This is a genomic window from Tumebacillus sp. BK434, from assembly GCF_004340785.1.
Classification (GTDB): domain Bacteria; phylum Bacillota; class Bacilli; order Tumebacillales; family Tumebacillaceae; genus Tumebacillus_A.
On sequence record NZ_SLXS01000003.1, the window covers coordinates 696,285 to 711,887 of the forward strand.

The 15,603-nt window shown below is 57.6% G+C and carries 16 protein-coding genes; 3 read left to right on the forward strand and 13 right to left on the reverse strand.

Annotated features, from left to right (window positions below; all coding sequences use genetic code 11):
- Positions 1-234: 234 nt before the first annotated feature.
- Positions 235-2,859 (reverse strand): alanine--tRNA ligase, encoded by a 2,625-nt coding sequence (gene alaS, locus EV586_RS11445; protein ID WP_132945221.1) that lies wholly within the window; start codon positions 2,857-2,859, stop codon positions 235-237.
- A gap of 703 nt (positions 2,860-3,562) precedes the next feature.
- Here alaS and EV586_RS11450 point away from each other — a divergent pair.
- Positions 3,563-3,838: a hypothetical protein gene (locus tag EV586_RS11450; protein WP_132945222.1), complete on the forward strand. Its 276-nt coding sequence runs from the start codon at positions 3,563-3,565 to the stop codon at positions 3,836-3,838.
- A gap of 137 nt (positions 3,839-3,975) precedes the next feature.
- On the opposite strand, the gene EV586_RS11455 is transcribed toward EV586_RS11450, so the two are convergent.
- The 7 genes from EV586_RS11455 to EV586_RS11485 all read right to left on the reverse strand — a co-directional run bounded on the left by EV586_RS11455 (position 3,976) and on the right by EV586_RS11485 (position 9,764).
- On the reverse strand, positions 3,976-4,326 hold the full coding sequence (locus tag EV586_RS11455; RefSeq protein ID WP_087456648.1) for a type II toxin-antitoxin system PemK/MazF family toxin: 351 nt from the start codon (positions 4,324-4,326) through the stop codon (positions 3,976-3,978).
- Between the two features lie 3 nt (positions 4,327-4,329).
- A complete protein-coding gene (locus tag EV586_RS11460) occupies positions 4,330-4,581 on the reverse strand; it encodes a CopG family ribbon-helix-helix protein (protein WP_087459185.1) in 252 nt (83 codons plus the stop codon).
- Between the two features lie 151 nt (positions 4,582-4,732).
- Positions 4,733-5,893, reverse strand: a complete 1,161-nt coding sequence (gene alr / locus EV586_RS11465; RefSeq protein WP_132945223.1) for an alanine racemase — start codon at positions 5,891-5,893, stop codon at positions 4,733-4,735.
- 132 nt (positions 5,894-6,025) lie between these two features.
- Positions 6,026-7,033, reverse strand: a complete 1,008-nt coding sequence (locus EV586_RS11470; RefSeq protein ID WP_132945224.1) for an outer membrane lipoprotein-sorting protein — start codon at positions 7,031-7,033, stop codon at positions 6,026-6,028.
- A gap of 122 nt (positions 7,034-7,155) precedes the next feature.
- Positions 7,156-7,551 (reverse strand): holo-ACP synthase, encoded by a 396-nt coding sequence (acpS, locus tag EV586_RS11475; protein ID WP_132945225.1) that lies wholly within the window; start codon positions 7,549-7,551, stop codon positions 7,156-7,158.
- Positions 7,548-7,952, reverse strand: coding sequence for a hotdog fold thioesterase (locus tag EV586_RS11480; RefSeq protein ID WP_132945226.1), 405 nt, complete (start codon positions 7,950-7,952; stop codon positions 7,548-7,550). Before EV586_RS11480 ends, acpS begins: the two co-directional genes overlap by 4 nt.
- 12 nt (positions 7,953-7,964) lie before the next feature.
- The gene (locus tag EV586_RS11485) at positions 7,965-9,764 is read right to left on the reverse strand and encodes a DUF2339 domain-containing protein (RefSeq protein WP_165898547.1); all 1,800 of its coding nucleotides are present in this window, start codon (positions 9,762-9,764) and stop codon (positions 7,965-7,967) included.
- Positions 9,765-9,873: 109 nt separating this feature from the next.
- Here EV586_RS11485 and EV586_RS11490 point away from each other — a divergent pair, with 109 nt between their 5' ends.
- Both EV586_RS11490 and EV586_RS11495 read left to right on the forward strand, forming a co-directional pair.
- Positions 9,874-10,086, forward strand: a complete 213-nt coding sequence (locus EV586_RS11490; RefSeq protein WP_132945228.1) for a hypothetical protein — start codon at positions 9,874-9,876, stop codon at positions 10,084-10,086.
- Positions 10,086-10,892: an arylamine N-acetyltransferase gene (locus tag EV586_RS11495; protein WP_132945229.1), complete on the forward strand. Its 807-nt coding sequence runs from the start codon at positions 10,086-10,088 to the stop codon at positions 10,890-10,892. Before EV586_RS11490 ends, EV586_RS11495 begins: the two co-directional genes overlap by 1 nt.
- A 34-nt stretch (positions 10,893-10,926) precedes the next feature.
- On the opposite strand, the gene EV586_RS11500 is transcribed toward EV586_RS11495, so the two are convergent.
- From EV586_RS11500 to EV586_RS11520, 5 genes are all read right to left on the reverse strand, one after another.
- Entirely contained in the window at positions 10,927-11,877 is a 951-nt protein-coding gene (locus EV586_RS11500) for an ABC transporter permease (protein ID WP_132945230.1), read from the reverse strand.
- Positions 11,870-12,796, reverse strand: coding sequence for an ABC transporter ATP-binding protein (locus tag EV586_RS11505; protein ID WP_132945231.1), 927 nt, complete (start codon positions 12,794-12,796; stop codon positions 11,870-11,872). The genes EV586_RS11500 and EV586_RS11505 overlap by 8 nt, the downstream gene beginning before the upstream one ends.
- 124 nt (positions 12,797-12,920) lie before the next feature.
- Positions 12,921-13,715, reverse strand: coding sequence for an ABC transporter permease (locus tag EV586_RS11510; RefSeq protein ID WP_132945232.1), 795 nt, complete (start codon positions 13,713-13,715; stop codon positions 12,921-12,923).
- The gene (locus EV586_RS11515; protein ID WP_243653016.1) at positions 13,699-14,535 is read right to left on the reverse strand and encodes an ABC transporter permease; all 837 of its coding nucleotides are present in this window, start codon (positions 14,533-14,535) and stop codon (positions 13,699-13,701) included. The genes EV586_RS11510 and EV586_RS11515 overlap by 17 nt, the downstream gene beginning before the upstream one ends.
- On the reverse strand, positions 14,513-15,532 hold the full coding sequence (locus EV586_RS11520) for an ABC transporter ATP-binding protein (protein ID WP_132945233.1): 1,020 nt from the start codon (positions 15,530-15,532) through the stop codon (positions 14,513-14,515). The genes EV586_RS11515 and EV586_RS11520 overlap by 23 nt, the downstream gene beginning before the upstream one ends.
- Positions 15,533-15,603: the final 71 nt, after the last annotated feature.

Consider the following 15,603-nt stretch of genomic DNA (forward strand, 5'->3'; position numbering starts at 1 on the left):
TCTTCAAACAGAGAATACCTTACCGAGTATAGCTTATTTTACATTCGTGAAATAGCACGGAGCATTTGTTACCGAGTATAACTTATTCTACAGGTGTACAATAGAAGGAAATGAAAATAGAGTAAGATTGATAAAATAAGACAATATCATTAACGAACAACAACCTCCCATTTCATAAAAAAAGCCCCGTCTCATAGCAGACGGGGCTTTCCATCGTTCAGTTCAAAGCCATTGTTACAGCATGCTTGCAAGGATCGCGGAAGCCTGATCCAGCGCTTCCTGCAGCTTGGAGACGTCCTTGCCGCCCGCTTGCGCCAGCTCCGGACGACCGCCGCCGCCGCCGCCGGTGATGGCTGCGACTTCTTTGACGATCTTGCCCGCCTGGATGCCGCGGCCGTTCAGGTCTTTCGTCACGGCGACGACGAAGGAGACTTTGTCTTCGCCTTGCGCCGCGCCGAGGACGATGACGCCCGACTCGATGCGGTTCTTCATGTCGTCAGCGATGCCCCGCAGGCCGTCCATGTCCACGCCGTCCAGCTTCGCCGCGAGGAACGGCACGCCGGACACATCGGTCATCTTGCCGAGCAGGTTGCCGACTTCGCCGGCCGCCAGCTTGCCTTTCAGGCCATCGATCTCTTTGCTGAGGTCTTTGATGTTCGCCTGCAGATGGTCGATGCGGTTCGGCAGGTCGTTGACGTTAGCGCGCAGCTTGCCGGCCGCCTCTTGGAGCAGGCGCTCCTGGCTGACCACAAACTCATATGCGCCTTTGCCGGTCACCGCTTCCAAGCGGCGGACGCCTGCGCCGATCGAAGACTCGGAGAGGAGCTTGAACAGGCCGATCTCGCCCGTGGAGCGGACATGGCAGCCGCCGCAGAGCTCGGTGGAGTAGTCGCCCGCTTTGACCACGCGCACAACATCGCCGTATTTTTCGCCGAACAGCGCCATCGCGCCGAGCTTCTTCGCGTCGTCGATGTTCATCTCGCGGATCTCGACCCCTTCGTTCGCCCAGATCTGCTCGTTGACTTTGCGCTCGACGGTCGCCATCTCTTCCGGCGTCATGCCGGCCAGATGCGAGAAGTCAAAGCGCAGGCGGTCCGGACCGACCAGCGAGCCTGCTTGCGCCACATGGTCGCCGAGCACTTCGCGCAGCGCTTTGTGCAGCAAGTGTGTCGCGGTGTGGTTGCGGGTGATCGAAACGCGGCGCTCATGGTCGATCGACGCTTCGACAGTCGCCAGCGCCGCCACGGTGCCGGAGAGAACTTTTGCTCGGTGCAGGTTGTGGCCGTTCGGCGCTTTTTGCACGTCGGTGACTTGGACGATCGCCGATTCGCCGACGGTGATCAGGCCGATGTCGGCCACCTGGCCGCCCGACTCCGCGTAGAACGGGGTGCGGTCGAGGAACAGTTCGATCTCGTCGCCTTCGTGCGCTTCGGTGACGATCTCACCGTCTTTGATCAAGGCGAGCACAGTTGCCGGTGCGGCCATTTCGTCATAGCCGACGAAGTCGGAGTTGATGTTGATCTCATCGTACAGGTTGGTCTGCACCGCCATCGACGCCACGTCCTTGCGGGCTGCGCGCGCGCGTTCGCGCTGTTCGTTCAGCGCCCGCTCAAATCCTTCGCGGTCGATCGCGATGCCTTGCTCCGCGCAGATGTCTTCCGTCAGGTCGATCGGGAAGCCGTAGGTGTCATAGAGGCGGAACGCCTGATCGCCCGGCAATACATGGTTGCCTTCACCTTTGACGCGCTCCAGCACTTCGGCGAGCAAGTTTTCGCCGTCCGCCAGCGTCACGTGGAAGCGCTCTTCCTCCGCTTTGACGACGCGCTCGATGAACTCGCGCTTTTGCACCAGTTCCGGGTAGTGCTCGCCCATGATCTCGCCGACGACGCTGACCAGCGTGTACATGAACGGCTTCTCGATGCCGAGCACCTTGCCGCAGCGCACGGCGCGGCGCAGCAGGCGGCGGATGACGTAGCCGCGGCCTTCATTGGACGGCAGCGCGCCGTCCCCGATCGAGAAAGCGACGGTGCGGATGTGGTCGGCGATGACTTTGAACGCCACGTCCCACTCCGCTTTTTCATGGTAGGCTTTGCCGGCGAGGCGGGCCGTCTCCTGGATGATCGGCTGGAACAGGTCGGTGTCGAAGTTGGTTTCCACGCCTTGCAGGATCAGGCAGAGGCGTTCGAGACCGGAACCGGTATCGATGTTTTTCTTCGGCAGCTCGTTGTAGGAGCCGTCCGCGTTGTGGTTGAACTGCGTGAAGACGAGGTTCCAGAACTCGAGGTAGCGGTTGCCGTCATGGTTGTCCGGGTGGAACACGTCGTCTTTGCCCATTTCCGGCTTCAGGTCGTAGAACAGCTCGGAACAGGGGCCGCACGGGCCTTCGCCGATATCCCAGAAGTTGTCTTCTTCGGTGCGGGCGATGCGCTCTGCCGGCAGACCGATGTCGTTCGTCCAGTAGCCAAACGCTTCCTCGTCTTCGGTGTGGATCGTCACGTAGATGCGCTCTTTGTCAAAGCCGAGCTCTGCGGTCGCAAATTCCCACGCCCAGTGGATCGCTTCTTTTTTGAAATAATCGCCGATCGAGAAGTTGCCGAGCATCTCAAACATGGTCTGGTGACGCGCCGTCTTGCCGACGTTTTCGATGTCGTTGGTGCGGATGCACTTCTGCGAGTTGGTCATGCGTGGGTTGCGCGGAATCTCGCTGCCGTCAAAGAATTTTTTCAGCGGGGCCATCCCGGCGTTGATCCAGAGCAGCGACGGGTCGTTGTACGGCACGAGAGACGCGCTCGGCACGATCTCATGCCCTTTCGATTCGAAAAATTTCAGCCAGCGGTTGCGAATTTCGGATGACTTCATCAAAATACCCTCCTAATTGAATCTTGCAATGATCCTGCAAATGGAAACCTGCAAAAAACAGGCAAATAAAAAAGCCCTTCATCCCCAAAAACAGGGACGAAAGGCGTTGTGCACACTCTCGCGGTACCACCCTGATTACCGCGCCGAAAGACAGGCGGGTCACCTCAGATGTGCGGTAACGGGCACGAGCCGGCAGGTTTTGCCTGCACTCGGAAAGCAGCGTTCGGGCACTCCTGACTGAAGAATCCTCACAGCCTCGGGATTCTCTCTCTGACAGCGGAATTTGCCGTACTATTCTTTCGTCATGGCGTTTAAAGGTTTTCTAAGCTTTGGGTTCTATTATAGAAGCAGGGAACGAATTCGTAAAGAGTCCCGCCCTATCGATTTTGCTCTGGATATTTTATCCTCAAACTGTAACTTTTATAACCCTATATACGTCTATAAGAGTAGTGGTGTTTTACATAAGACGTTCCTGAAAGGGCGACTGTAGAACTTTCAAATCACTATATCTTTATAGTAATTGCAGTATTTAGACTTCTTTAAAGTAGTCGCGGTTCTCCTTTACCGAAACACCTTGTCAGTCCTACTATCCTATGCTATATTTTTGTTGATGACTCTATTATTTTTGCTATTTCAATTCGTTGAAGTAGTTAAAAATTCTACGTCTCTTGTCCCACTGAGGACAACAAGGAGGAGTTCATACATGAAGAAAACACTCGCAATCCTCAGCTTCGCAATCGCTGCAGTAGCAGTGGTTGGCTTCCAAAACGTCATCATCCGCGGCGACGTTGAACAGGAAGCAGTCATCATCCGCGGCGACTCCCTGGATTCGGTTGATCAGCTTGCGGTCATCATCCGCGGCGATTCCCCGCGCTCTTTAAACAACGATCACGTTCCGAACGAGCACAGCGCGATCGTACGCGGCAAAGTTCTCCCGAGCGGCAACTCCGTGATCATCCGCGGCGGCTTCACTGCTTAATGCAGATTGAAGTTTGAAGATTCACACACAAAAACCACCTGACTTCGGTCAGGTGGTTTTTTTCCAACACCCTTTTCCCAAACAAAAAGAGCCGTCTCTGCTGCACATCTGTTTGCTCGCAGGATCAGCTCTTTTACTTAGAACTCGATGAGCCCCAAGGAGATCATCAGAGATTCGTTTACCCTCGCCATCAGCTCATCATCGAGATGAGTGATCTTATCGGTTAACCGCTGTTTATCGATCGTGCGGACCTGTTCCAACAGAATGACGGAATCACGATCCAAACCGTACGTTTTTGCGTCTATTTCCACATGGGTCGGCAGTTTCGCCTTCTGAATCTGCGCGGTAATCGCCGCGACAATCACCGTTGGACTAAATCGATTGCCGATGTCGTTCTGTATGATGAGGACCGGTCGAAACCCGCCCTGCTCGGACCCTACGACGGGCGATAAATCGGCAAAATAGATGTCGCCGCGCTTTACATTCACCGACTACACCCCGCTAACTAAACGGTCTAGAGTTGTCTCCGCCTCTTCCTCCGCCAAAAACGCTTCTGATGCGATGTTAAGGTTAATCTTCGCCATTTCCAGATAGCCTTTTTGCAGCGACTCCCGGATATAGCGCTTCTTTCTCTCTTGCAGATACAGGTTCATCGCCTCACGGATGAACTCGCTGCGGTTCAGGTTTTCCTTCTCCACAATGCCGTCCACTTCCTGCAAAAGATGATTCGGTACACTAACCATAATGCGTTTGGTATTGGACAAAACGCGGCACCTCCAAGCAACAATACAATCCCTTTTCACTAGACATCCAACGAGTATTATACCCATCATAGCCTAAGTATGTCAAAGCATCTGAGGTTTCATACCAGTTTCGACCAGAAACGCAGGCTGGCTACATCGTTTGAATCTGGATGGTTTTGCCCATCTGCAGATATTTTCGCGGGACGCGTCGCCCCAAGACACAGCAGACTTCATAGGTGATCGTGCCGATCTTCTCCGCCACTTCTTCCAGCCGGATGCGGTCATCGCCCTGCTGGCCGTACAGCACCACTTCGTCGCCGTTTTCGACGCCGGGCACTGCGCTTACATCGAGCATCAACTGGTCCATGCAGACCCGTCCGACCACCGGCACGCGCACGCCGCGCACCAGCGCTTCGCCTTTGCTGGACAAGAGCCGCGAATAGCCGTCCGCGTAGCCGACAGGGATCGTCGCGATCTTGGCCGACGCCGTTGTTTCATAGGTCGCACCGTAGGAGATCTTCGTGCCGGCGGGCACTTCTTTCAAGTGCACGATGTGCGACACAAACCGCATGGCCGGCCGCAATTCGAGCCTTTGCGGCACTTCGTCTGACGGGTAATAGCCGTACATGGAGATGCCGAGCCGGACCATGTTGCCGGGGCATTCTGTGTATTGGAGGATGCCCGCACTATTGGATATATGCTGGAGCGGGATATTCAGACCTGCATCTTGCAAGCGCTGCCTGAGCGCTCCCCAGCGGCGCATCTGCTCTTGTGCATACGGTGAATCGTGCTCGTCCGACGTGGCAAAATGGGTAAAGATGCCTTCGACCACAATGCCTTCCAGCGCCTGCGCTTCTTTGGCAAATTCGACCGCCTCCTCGAGGCCGGTGAAGCCGAGCCGGCCCATGCCGGTGTCGACTTTGATATGGATGGCAGCCGGACGGTTCGCGGCGACCGCCGCTTCGTGCAACGCATAGAGCAGTTCGCGGCTGTAGACGGTCTGGGCCAGACCATGGCTGACGATCAGATCGACACAGTCGGTCGGAGTATGGCCGAGGATGAGGATCGGCGCGGTGATGCCCCCCTCGCGCAGGTCGATGCCTTCGTCAGCTGCTGCCACGCCGAGGCAGCTCGCTCCGTTTTGCAGCGCGGTCTCCGCGATCTGCAGGGCGCCGTGTCCGTACCCGTTCGCCTTGACGACCGCCATGATGCCGGTGCCCGGCGGCAGGATCTTGCTGACTTCACGCACGTTGTGCGCGATGCTGTCGAGGTTGATTTCCGCCCATGTCGGGCGTATAAACTTCCCTTCCACTTCCTTCACCTTCCGATCCGTGATTCGTAATCCGTTATTTTGATCTGTAAGAGTTCGACAGGAGGATGAATTGTCCTGCTGCAAAAAGGAGTGCCTGAATATCAGCACTCCCAACCTGTTCGTACGCGTTGTCTATTTTCCTACCGTCCCGATCATCGATTGGGCCACCTTGATCATCTCCTCGACCGGAAGTTTGCCGGTCAGCGAGAACTCGACGTTGTTGTGGAACCAATGCATGGAGCGGGTCTGGCCGCCGTCGACCTGCGCGAGCACGGCGGTGGTGCCCCAGAGATCGACGATCTCACCGCTCTTCATCGCTGAGCTGACCGCCGCCGGACGCTGTTCGATGATCGTGAACGGATCACTGCCGTTAAAGCGCAGCATAACGCTGGACTGGGTTTCCTGCGGCGCGAGTTTGGTCACGCCTTCCGGAAGGTAGCGCGGTTCGATGATGCCAAAATCTTTCGCCCCGGCCATGACCGGCTGCGCTTCGGTCGGCGCCAGCGCCATCGCCGCTTCCGGCGAGAAGCTTTCTTTTTTGTAGTCGACACCGGTCTTAAAGGAGGTGAAATCGACGGAGACGATCGATTTGGCGTCTTTGTCGAGCAGAGCGACTTGCACCGGATGCAGGTTGGTTTCGTTCAGCACGATGCGCTGCTCGGCGACGAGCGGGTTTTCCGGCTCCATCTTCAGCGTGAAGCTGAGCTTGCCTTCCGCTACGCCATATTTCAAGTCTTTGCTTTTCAGGATGCGGTCAACCGCCGCATGGTACAGATAGACGTGGCCTTGGTTCTCCGCCCAGTCGCCTTTGAAGCGGAACGATTTCTTCAGCTGTGGCGATACGACGAAGATGCCGGAGTCGTTTTTGACGATCACTTGTGTGATGTCTTTGGCATCATTGCCCAAAGCGATGCGATAGTAGTTTGGCGCCAAGTACCAGGTTTCGATGTAATACTTCTGCTGACTGTTATGAGCCGTAACGGTCATCGTCGCCTTGGATTCGTAGCTTTTCAGCCCCTGCTTGAAGCTCGTCAGGTCTTTCATCACCGTCTCTTGATTCTTGCTCCCGCAGCCCACCATCGCGAGACTGAGCACCAGCACAGTGATGAGAACGAGGTAAATGGATCTTTTGTTGCGCACGTTCGCTCTCCCCCTTACCTTATTCGACAGGAATTGTGTGCCCCTGTCGCAATTACCCGGGAAATATCACACGAGGGACGTTGTCCCTGCACTGGTACATGTCTATTCTCGTCCGAAGTCGATTATGTACGCGCTGCGGTGCAAGTTTTTTCGAGGATGACGTGGGCGACGGCGTAGTGGTCGGAGTGCGAAAGGGTCAGGTGAATCCTGTCCACTCCTTTTTGGGCGGCGAGCTCGGCAGCATGTCCCTGCAAGGTGAGCACCGGGGCGCCCAGCTCGTCGTTGTCGATGATCAGATCGTGCAACCCGACCTTGCCGAGGCCGGTGCCAAGCGCTTTCGATGCAGCTTCTTTGGCGGCAAACCGGCCGGCGAGGTATTGGAGGCGGCGCTTTTCGTTGCTGATCGGGCGGCGCTCGGCAGGGGCGAGGATGCGCTCCCAGACTTTGTCGCCGAGGCGCCGGCAGAGCCGCTCGAGGCGGGCGATTTCGGTGATGTCAATTCCGCTGCCGATGATCATGCCTCTTTTTGCGGCACGACTGCGACGGTGCAGCGGGAGACGCAGATCAGTCTGTCTCCTTCGTCGGTGATATTGATGTCCCAGACCATCGTGGTGCGGCCTTTGTGCAGCGGCGTCGCCGTGGCGGTGACGATGCCGTCGCGCTTGGCGCGGATGTGGTTGGCGTTGATTTCGAGGCCGAAGCAGGCTTGGGTCGTCTGGTCGATCAGGTTCCAGGTGCCGACGCTGGCCACCGTCTCGGCGAGGGCGACCGAGGCGCCCCCGTGGAGATAGCCGAACGGCTGGTGCGTCGGCGGATGCACAGGCATGGTGGCGATGACTTTTTCAGGTGTGAGCTCGATCAGTTGGATGCCGAGCGCTTCGGCGAGCGTGTTTTGGTTCGGTGCGATATTGATCGACATGGTGTGTGCCTCCTATTTCTTATAAAATACGCGCGAGATGGCGAGCCCGATCAAGCCGAGGCCGATGAAGAGCAGGGCCCGGATCAGGACCGAGACGGTCGGCAGGTCGAAAACGAGCAGCTTGAGCAGCGTGATGAACAAGAGCACCATGCCGGCGATGCGGGCCAAAGCGGAGCGGCGGACGGTGCCAAGCAGAATCACGGCGACGGCATACAAGGCCCAGACGGCGGAGACGGCAAAATGCTGGATGTCGTTGGACAAGCTGTCGGTCAGCAGGCCGGTGATCCGGGTGAGGAAGACGAGCAGCAGCATGGCATTGGCGACCCATAATGCTCGGACGACCGACCACTCGAAGCCGATCTCTTCCCCGTCCGCTTCCCGGCTGCGCAGGACTTTGGCGGTGAACGTCAGCACGGCGGCGAGCGACAGGATCATCACGATCCACGCCAACGTCTGGCCGGATGCGACCTGCGGGATGCGGTCAAAGATCGTGACGGACGCCCCCAAAGTAAAGATGGCGACCGACATGATGCTCTGCACGCGCGCCCGCAGATGAAGCGCCAAAGCGAACAGACAGGCGCCTTCGAGCAGGAGTGCGATCGCTTCGTTCGGACCGGCCAAGATGCGCAGCAGGTAGAACATCAGCGCGAAAGACGAGATCGTCAGCGACACGGCGAAGCGGGCGCTGCCCTGCTGTCTGCGGTAGTAGTAGGCCAGCGCCGCATAGAGCACCGTCAACAAGAGCAAAAGCCAGGTGTACAGAGCTCCTTTGACCGGATCGTGCGCGAACAGGACGTACCACCAGCCCATCGTGAACGCCGCCGACGTGAACAAGGTCAGGAAGCGGCTGTCCTGCGCTTTCCGCACGATCATCCCCGCCAGCAGGGCGAGATGGTGGATCAGCACGCCATAGCCGATCGTCTGGGTGGCCTCAGAGCCGGTCGCGATGCCGAAAAAGAGCAGCGCCGCGTGGAAGAAGAGGAAATTGAACACATACAGCGCCCGAAAATTGTGGCGCAGCGCGAGCCCCAGATAAATCAGGGAGGAGAAGACCTCGAAGCTGACGAACAACAGCGTGTTCGGCGTTTCGCTTTTCAACAGGAATGGCACAAGCATACCGGCCAAAGCTGTCAGGATGCCCAGCGTCTGCGAGCGGTACCGCTCGGTGCAGGCGATGCCTGCGAGGACGATCAGCACGTTCAGGCTGAACGCGGCGCCGGAGCTGAGCAAGCCGTAGAGCATGTGTGCGGCGAAGACGGTGAGCAGCCAGACTGCCAGCGCCCCGCCGAGCAGAACGTTGCCGAGCGCCGTGCGCTGCGCCCGCGCCTGGCGGTCGCCCAGCCACAGGAACAACCCTCCGGCCAGCGCGCCGAGGAGGCACCGCACAGGCTCGGTCAACACCCCCGCCGCCACCGCGGTTTGGAAGCCCCAGATCACGCCGAGCAGCAGCACCAGCACGAAAATGCGCGGCAGCCAGACCCGACCGAGCAGATGCTCCCAGTCGGTCGGCGGCGGATGCTCTTGCACCTGTTGCGGCTGCGCACCGGGAGTCTTCGATTCTTGCCCGACCGGGCCGGCAGCAGGTGCCGTTGCACCAGCCAGGTCAGCCGCTGCTTGCGTGCCAATCGGCAGCAGGTCCGGCTCGGCGGCCGACCCCGGCGCGGACGCGTGCGGACCGGGGTGACCTGCGCCCGCTTGCAGATCCTCAATTCGCCCGCTCAAGAGATGAATCTGCTTCTGCAGAGACTGGATTTCCTGTTTTTGGAGCTGGAGTTCGGCCTCCAGCCGTTTGAGTTTATCATCTTGGCTCAACGGAATTCCTCCTTTTGTAAGGATGGAACTTTTTGTTATTCAGTACGTATGATTCATTGTAAGCGATTGAAATCATCTTGCAAATACCACCTGCTCAGGAGGGAACGACATGGAAATCATTTTTTTCATCGTGATCATCGGCGTCGTGGTGTTGCTGGCCACTTTACGGGGCGGCGGAAAATATGCGCACAAGAAGAGCGGCAGTCACAATCTCCATTCATCAGACAGCTCCTCCTCTTCCTCCGATGGCGGCTGGTTTGATTATGGCGGTGGCGGCGACTCCGGCGGAAGCGGAGACGGCGGCGGAGGGGGCGGCGATTGATGAACTGGACCGCAGCCTATCTGCAGCATCTCGGCCTGCCTGCCGAAGCGCCGGGGTTCGCGGCGCTGGAACGCCTGTGCACGGCGCATTTGACCCGCAACGCGTTTGAGAACATCACCAAACTGTATTACTTTAAGCGATATGAACAAACGGGCTGGTTCATCCCCCCGATCGATGTATTTGTAGAAAAGATGCAGTCCCTCGACGCCGGCGGCACCTGTTTCACGCACAACACATCGTTCCACCGGCTGCTCACCGCCCTCGGCTACGACGCGTGGCTGGTCGGCTTCAACGAAAACCATATGGGCATCGCCGTCGATCTGCCCGAAGGTCTGCACTACGTCGATGTCGGCGTCGGCGCGCCGGTCTTCTCCCCGATCCCCCTCCCCGCCGGCGGCGAGCGAGTTTCCTGCGGGGTCGGCGTGCGCATTCAGGATGGCAAATTCCAGCACCTCGCAAAAGGCAACGTCACCTTGGAATGGGAGATGTACCCTGAAAAAAAGCTGAGCTTCGCAGATTTTGCCGACATCATTGAAAAGCAAAACACGCCCGGCCAGACTTTTTTCATGAAAACGCTGCGCTGCCAGCTCTGGCAGCCGGAACAAGGCCGCTCGATCTCGCTGGTCAACAACACGTTGACCCTGCGCTTCGAGGACGGCTCCGACCGGCAGGAAAAATTAGCTTCGTTACAAGAGATCAAACAGGTGCTGGCCGAAGAGTTCCGGCTGCCTTTACTTCCCGTCGAAGAGGCGGCGGAAGTGCTGGCACGCCTTGGCATCGACATCTTCGCCCCGCCGGAAACGTAAAAAGACCAACGGACAGCAATCCGTTGGTCTTTTCTTATGCTGCGACGTCGCGCTTCGTAAACAGCGTCCACGCCAAGACATGCATGATCACAAAGTAGATCGCCAGCATCAGCACCGAGAAGCCTAAGGTCATGCCTTCGACGAGCGGCATGCCCATGAAGTACATCGAAAGGTCGAGGTTGGCGAACAGGATGTATTTGATCCACTCATAGCGCGAGAGGATCTGCACGACGATCGAGCCTGCGAACATCACGAAAATCGACAGGGAGATCGACAGGGACGACGAGCGGAACGCCGCCGAGATCATGAAGGCGATCGTCACGATCATCAGCAAGGTCACCGCTTCCAAGCCAAACGACAGCAGCACTTTGCTCGCCATGTTCATCTGATGCAAAACGCCATCCCCATCGACATAGATGAACGGCTGATCGACTCCGCTGAAGCCGAAGACCAGTCCGCCGAGGACAAACGAGATGACGAGCAGCACGACCGCCATCAACAGTGCGTACAGCAATGTCGAGATGTATTTGGAATACAAGATCTTCGTCCGACTCACCGGACGGATCAACAGCAATTTGATCGTGCCCCAGGTAAACTCGGTCGCCACGATGTCACCGGCGACGATGACGGTGAACAACGTGACCAGGAAGATCATGCCCGACGCCGACTCGGCAAATTTCCAAGCGGTATATTCATAAGGCGCGATATTGTGCTCAATCGCATACTCGTTCATTTTAATCTGCGCTTCCAACTGTTTGCGCGACGCTTCCGGCATCATATTGTTCGTATCGTGCAGCGCCTGGCGCATGCCATCGGTCTGCTGCGTGATCTCCTGCTTCCAGTCGACGCCTTCGGGCGGCTTGGCGAGGAAGCGGTCGGTGATCACCAGTTGGACGATGATCGCCAGAATCAGCACGGCAAACATCGCCCAAGTGCGCGGGCGTCCGTAGATTTTCATGTTTTCATTGCGGATCAGGTTAAACAATTTGTCCACCGCCTGTCATTTCAAGGAATCGGTCTTCCAGCGACTTGTTCTGCGTGCGGATGCCGTACACGTTTACACCCGCCTGCACGAGGTGGCGGTTGACGTCGGCGATCTGCTCGCGGGTCAAAGCCAGCTCCAGCCCGTCCGCCTGCACGGTGATCGCCGCCTCGCTGACGACCAGCTCCAGCGTTTTCGCCGCCTCTTCCGGACGGTCGACCTCGAAGCGGACGAGCGTCTGCTCCGCGGCGCCGACCATCTCGCGCACCGGCTTCACGTCGATCAGCTTGCCGTTCTGAATGACGGCGATGCGGTCGCACATCAGCTCCATCTCCGCCAGCAGGTGCGAGGAGACGATGACCGACAATCCTTCCTGCTTGGCGAGCATCCGCAGATGGTCGCGCAGCTCGCGGATGCCGGCCGGGTCGAGCCCGTTGGTCGGCTCGTCGAGGATCAGCACGGTCGGCTTGTGCAGCAGCGCCTGTGCCAGCCCGAGGCGTTGGCGCATCCCCAGCGAATAGGTCTTCACTTTGTCGTTGATGCGGTTTTCAAGGCCGACGAGCTTGATCACTTCGTCGATCCGCCCTGGCGCCACATTTTTGTTCATCCGCGCAAAATGCACGAGGTTGTCATAGCCGGAGAGAAACTTGTACATCTCCGGGTTCTCGACGATCGCGCCGACTTCGGTCATCGCCGCTTCGAACTCTTTTTCCACGTCCTTGCCGTTGATCAGCACTTGGCCTTCGGTGATTTTCATCAGACCGACGATCATCCGGATCGTCGTCGTTTTGCCGGCCCCGTTCGGTCCGAGGAATCCGAACACTTCGCCGCGCGGAATGTCAAACGTCAGCCCTTCGACGAGCGTTTTCTTGCCGATCTTCTTCGTTAAGTTGCGAATCTGCACAACTGGTGTCTGTGACATAACGGCCCTCCGATTCTTAAAACTAGCATCTTGCTACTATTTTAGTCAAAAATAAGACCCATCCATACAGCATAGACGAGTCTTTTGACAAGATTACTTCACGCAGGTAACAATTTCCTCACTTTTACATCCGAACGCTCATCATGTTGCCGGAACCGTACCGTCTCAGCCCCCGGTAAAAGAACCATGTGCCGCCCACCGTCAGCAGGATCGCCACGCCTAGCGCCGTCAAGGTGAACGTCCAGTTCAGATCGCGCAGGAACCCGACCGGCAGATAGGAGATGAACCCGGCCGGAATCACCGTGAACAGCACCATCCGCCCGAGGCCCCGGAAGATGTCGGTCGGGTAGGTGGCAAACGTGATGAAGGTGATGAAGAACTGGTTCGCCAAGCCTTCCGCATTGCCGATGTAAAAGGCCAGCGACTGTGCGATCACCATAAAAAAGGTGAAGATCAGCATCGCGACGAGCAGCGCCACTGCAAATTTCACGAGGCCTACGAAACTCAGCTCCCCAAACAGCCCATACAAGATCAGCCCGAACAAAATGTCCCCGATCGCCGCGATCTGCATCCGCGAGATCAACACGTGCAGGAGCACCGGCTTCGGCTGGGCCAGATAGGTGTCGAGCTGCCCGGTGGCGATGATGTTGGCCAGGCGGTACACGTTGCCGAACAGCGTCGCCGACAGCCCGTATCCGGCCGCCGAGACGGCCCACATCATCATCACGTCCTGGAAGCTCCAGCCGTTCATGATCGGGAAGGAGGTGAAATAAACGCCCCAGAAGAAGATCCAGACCGTGTTGTTGATCATCATCATCCCGACCTGCATCAGAAAGGACGTGCGAAACTCCATCGCCCCCGCCAGGTTCAGCTTCCAGCAGGTGAGCATAAAACGCCAATACTTAGCCGCCGTTGACATTGAGCTTTTTCACTCCTTTCGCATACATTACCGTCAGGATCAGGGCGATCAGCAGCGCCCACAGCGCCTGAATGCCGATCATGTTCAGCATCGCCCACGCGTCAAACTGCACCGCCGTCTTCGCCGCAAAATAGACGATCGCCTGAAAGGGCAGGAACTCGCAGACTCTCTGCAGCGTGTCGGGCATCATCTCCAGCGGTATCATCATCCCGCCGATCGTAAACAGCAGCTTGTTGTAGACAAAATCGATGCCGCGCACCTCTTCCACCCACAGCGCGCAGAGCCCGACCAGCATCGTGATCAGGTAATGCAGCGTGTACGAGCCGATCATCATGATCAAAAAGCCCAGCCAGCCCAATCCAAAATCGGGCCAGCCGAACAGCAGGAGCCCGAGCAGCCCGCCGATGACGAGGTTGATCGCCACCCGCACCAGCGCTTCACCCATGTAAGAGGCATAATGGAACAGCAGGTAGTTCATCGGCCGGGTCAGCTGGTAGCCGATGTCGCCTTTCAATACTTCTTCTTCGACTTTCAAGGACACTTTCGGCGCGGCGAGCACAAACGCTTCGGCGAAGATCAGGTACCAGATGATCTGTTCAAACGTGTACCCGGCGATGCGTGTGGTGCCAACGCTGTCATAGGTGACGCTCCAGAGCTGGATAAACACATATAAGATGACGATCAGAAACAGCGAGCGAATCATAAAATCGTAGATGTACGCCAGATTGTTGCGAATGGTGATCGAGCCGACCGCCGTGTACTTGGCCAGCTTCAAGGCCAGAGAGGACACGCGGGGCTCACGCGTGAGATGATGCTGCATCGCTCCTCGCCTCCTCTTGGCCCGTGCGGGCATAGATATGGGTGATGATCTCTTCCATCGGCGGGTCTTCGATCGTCACGTCGACCAGGCGGTGGTTGTTGACGATGTAGGCGAGCACCGCTTCGATCGTCGTCTGCGCCGTATCGACCGACAGACGCAACCCGCTGCCCTTTTGCTTGACGATCTCCACGCCTTGCACGTGGAACTGCTCCGGCGCTTCGGCCAGCTTCAGCTTGATCGTTTTATAAGTTAAGAAGTCCCGTTTCATGTTCGAGACGGTGTCGTCGAGAATGATCTGGCCGTGGTTGATCACGATCGCCCGCTTGCAGAGCTGCTCGATGTCGCCGGCGTCATGCGAGGTGAGGAACAAGGTGGTGCCTTCCTCTTTGTTCATCTCGCGGATCAGTTCGCGGATCTTGTGTTTGACGACGACGTCGAGCCCGATCGTCGGCTCGTCGAGAAAAACGATCTGCGGGCGGTGCAGGAGCGCGGCGGCGATCTCGCAGCGCATGCGCTCGCCAAGCGACAGTTTGCGCACGGCGGTGTGCAGGTACGGCCCGAGCTCGAAGCACTCGATCAGGTCGTCGCGGCGCTTTTTGAAATCGTGTAGCCCGACTTCGTAGATCCGCCCCATCAGCTCAAACGTGTCGAGCGGCGGCAGGTGATACCAGAGCTGCGATTTTTGCCCGAAGACGGAGCCGATGTGAAACGCCAGCTTGTGCCGCTCCGTCCACGGACAGAAGCCGAGCACCGCCGCCTCGCCGGCGGACGGATGCAAGATGCCGGTCAGCATTTTGATCGTCGTCGATTTGCCGGCTCCGTTCGGCCCGAGAAAAGCCAGCACTTCGCCTTGCTCCACCGTAAAGTCGATCGGTTTGACCGCCACCTTTTCACTGACGGTCGGGTTGAACAACCCTTTGACACTGCCCATAAATCCTGCCTGCTTGTGTTTCATCGTGAATGATTTCGTCAATCCTTGTACACGTATCGCGGACATCTGCACGTTCCCCCTTTACAGTCAATCTTCGGAATCCCGCTCGGAAAAACAGAAAAGACCCGCAGCAAGTT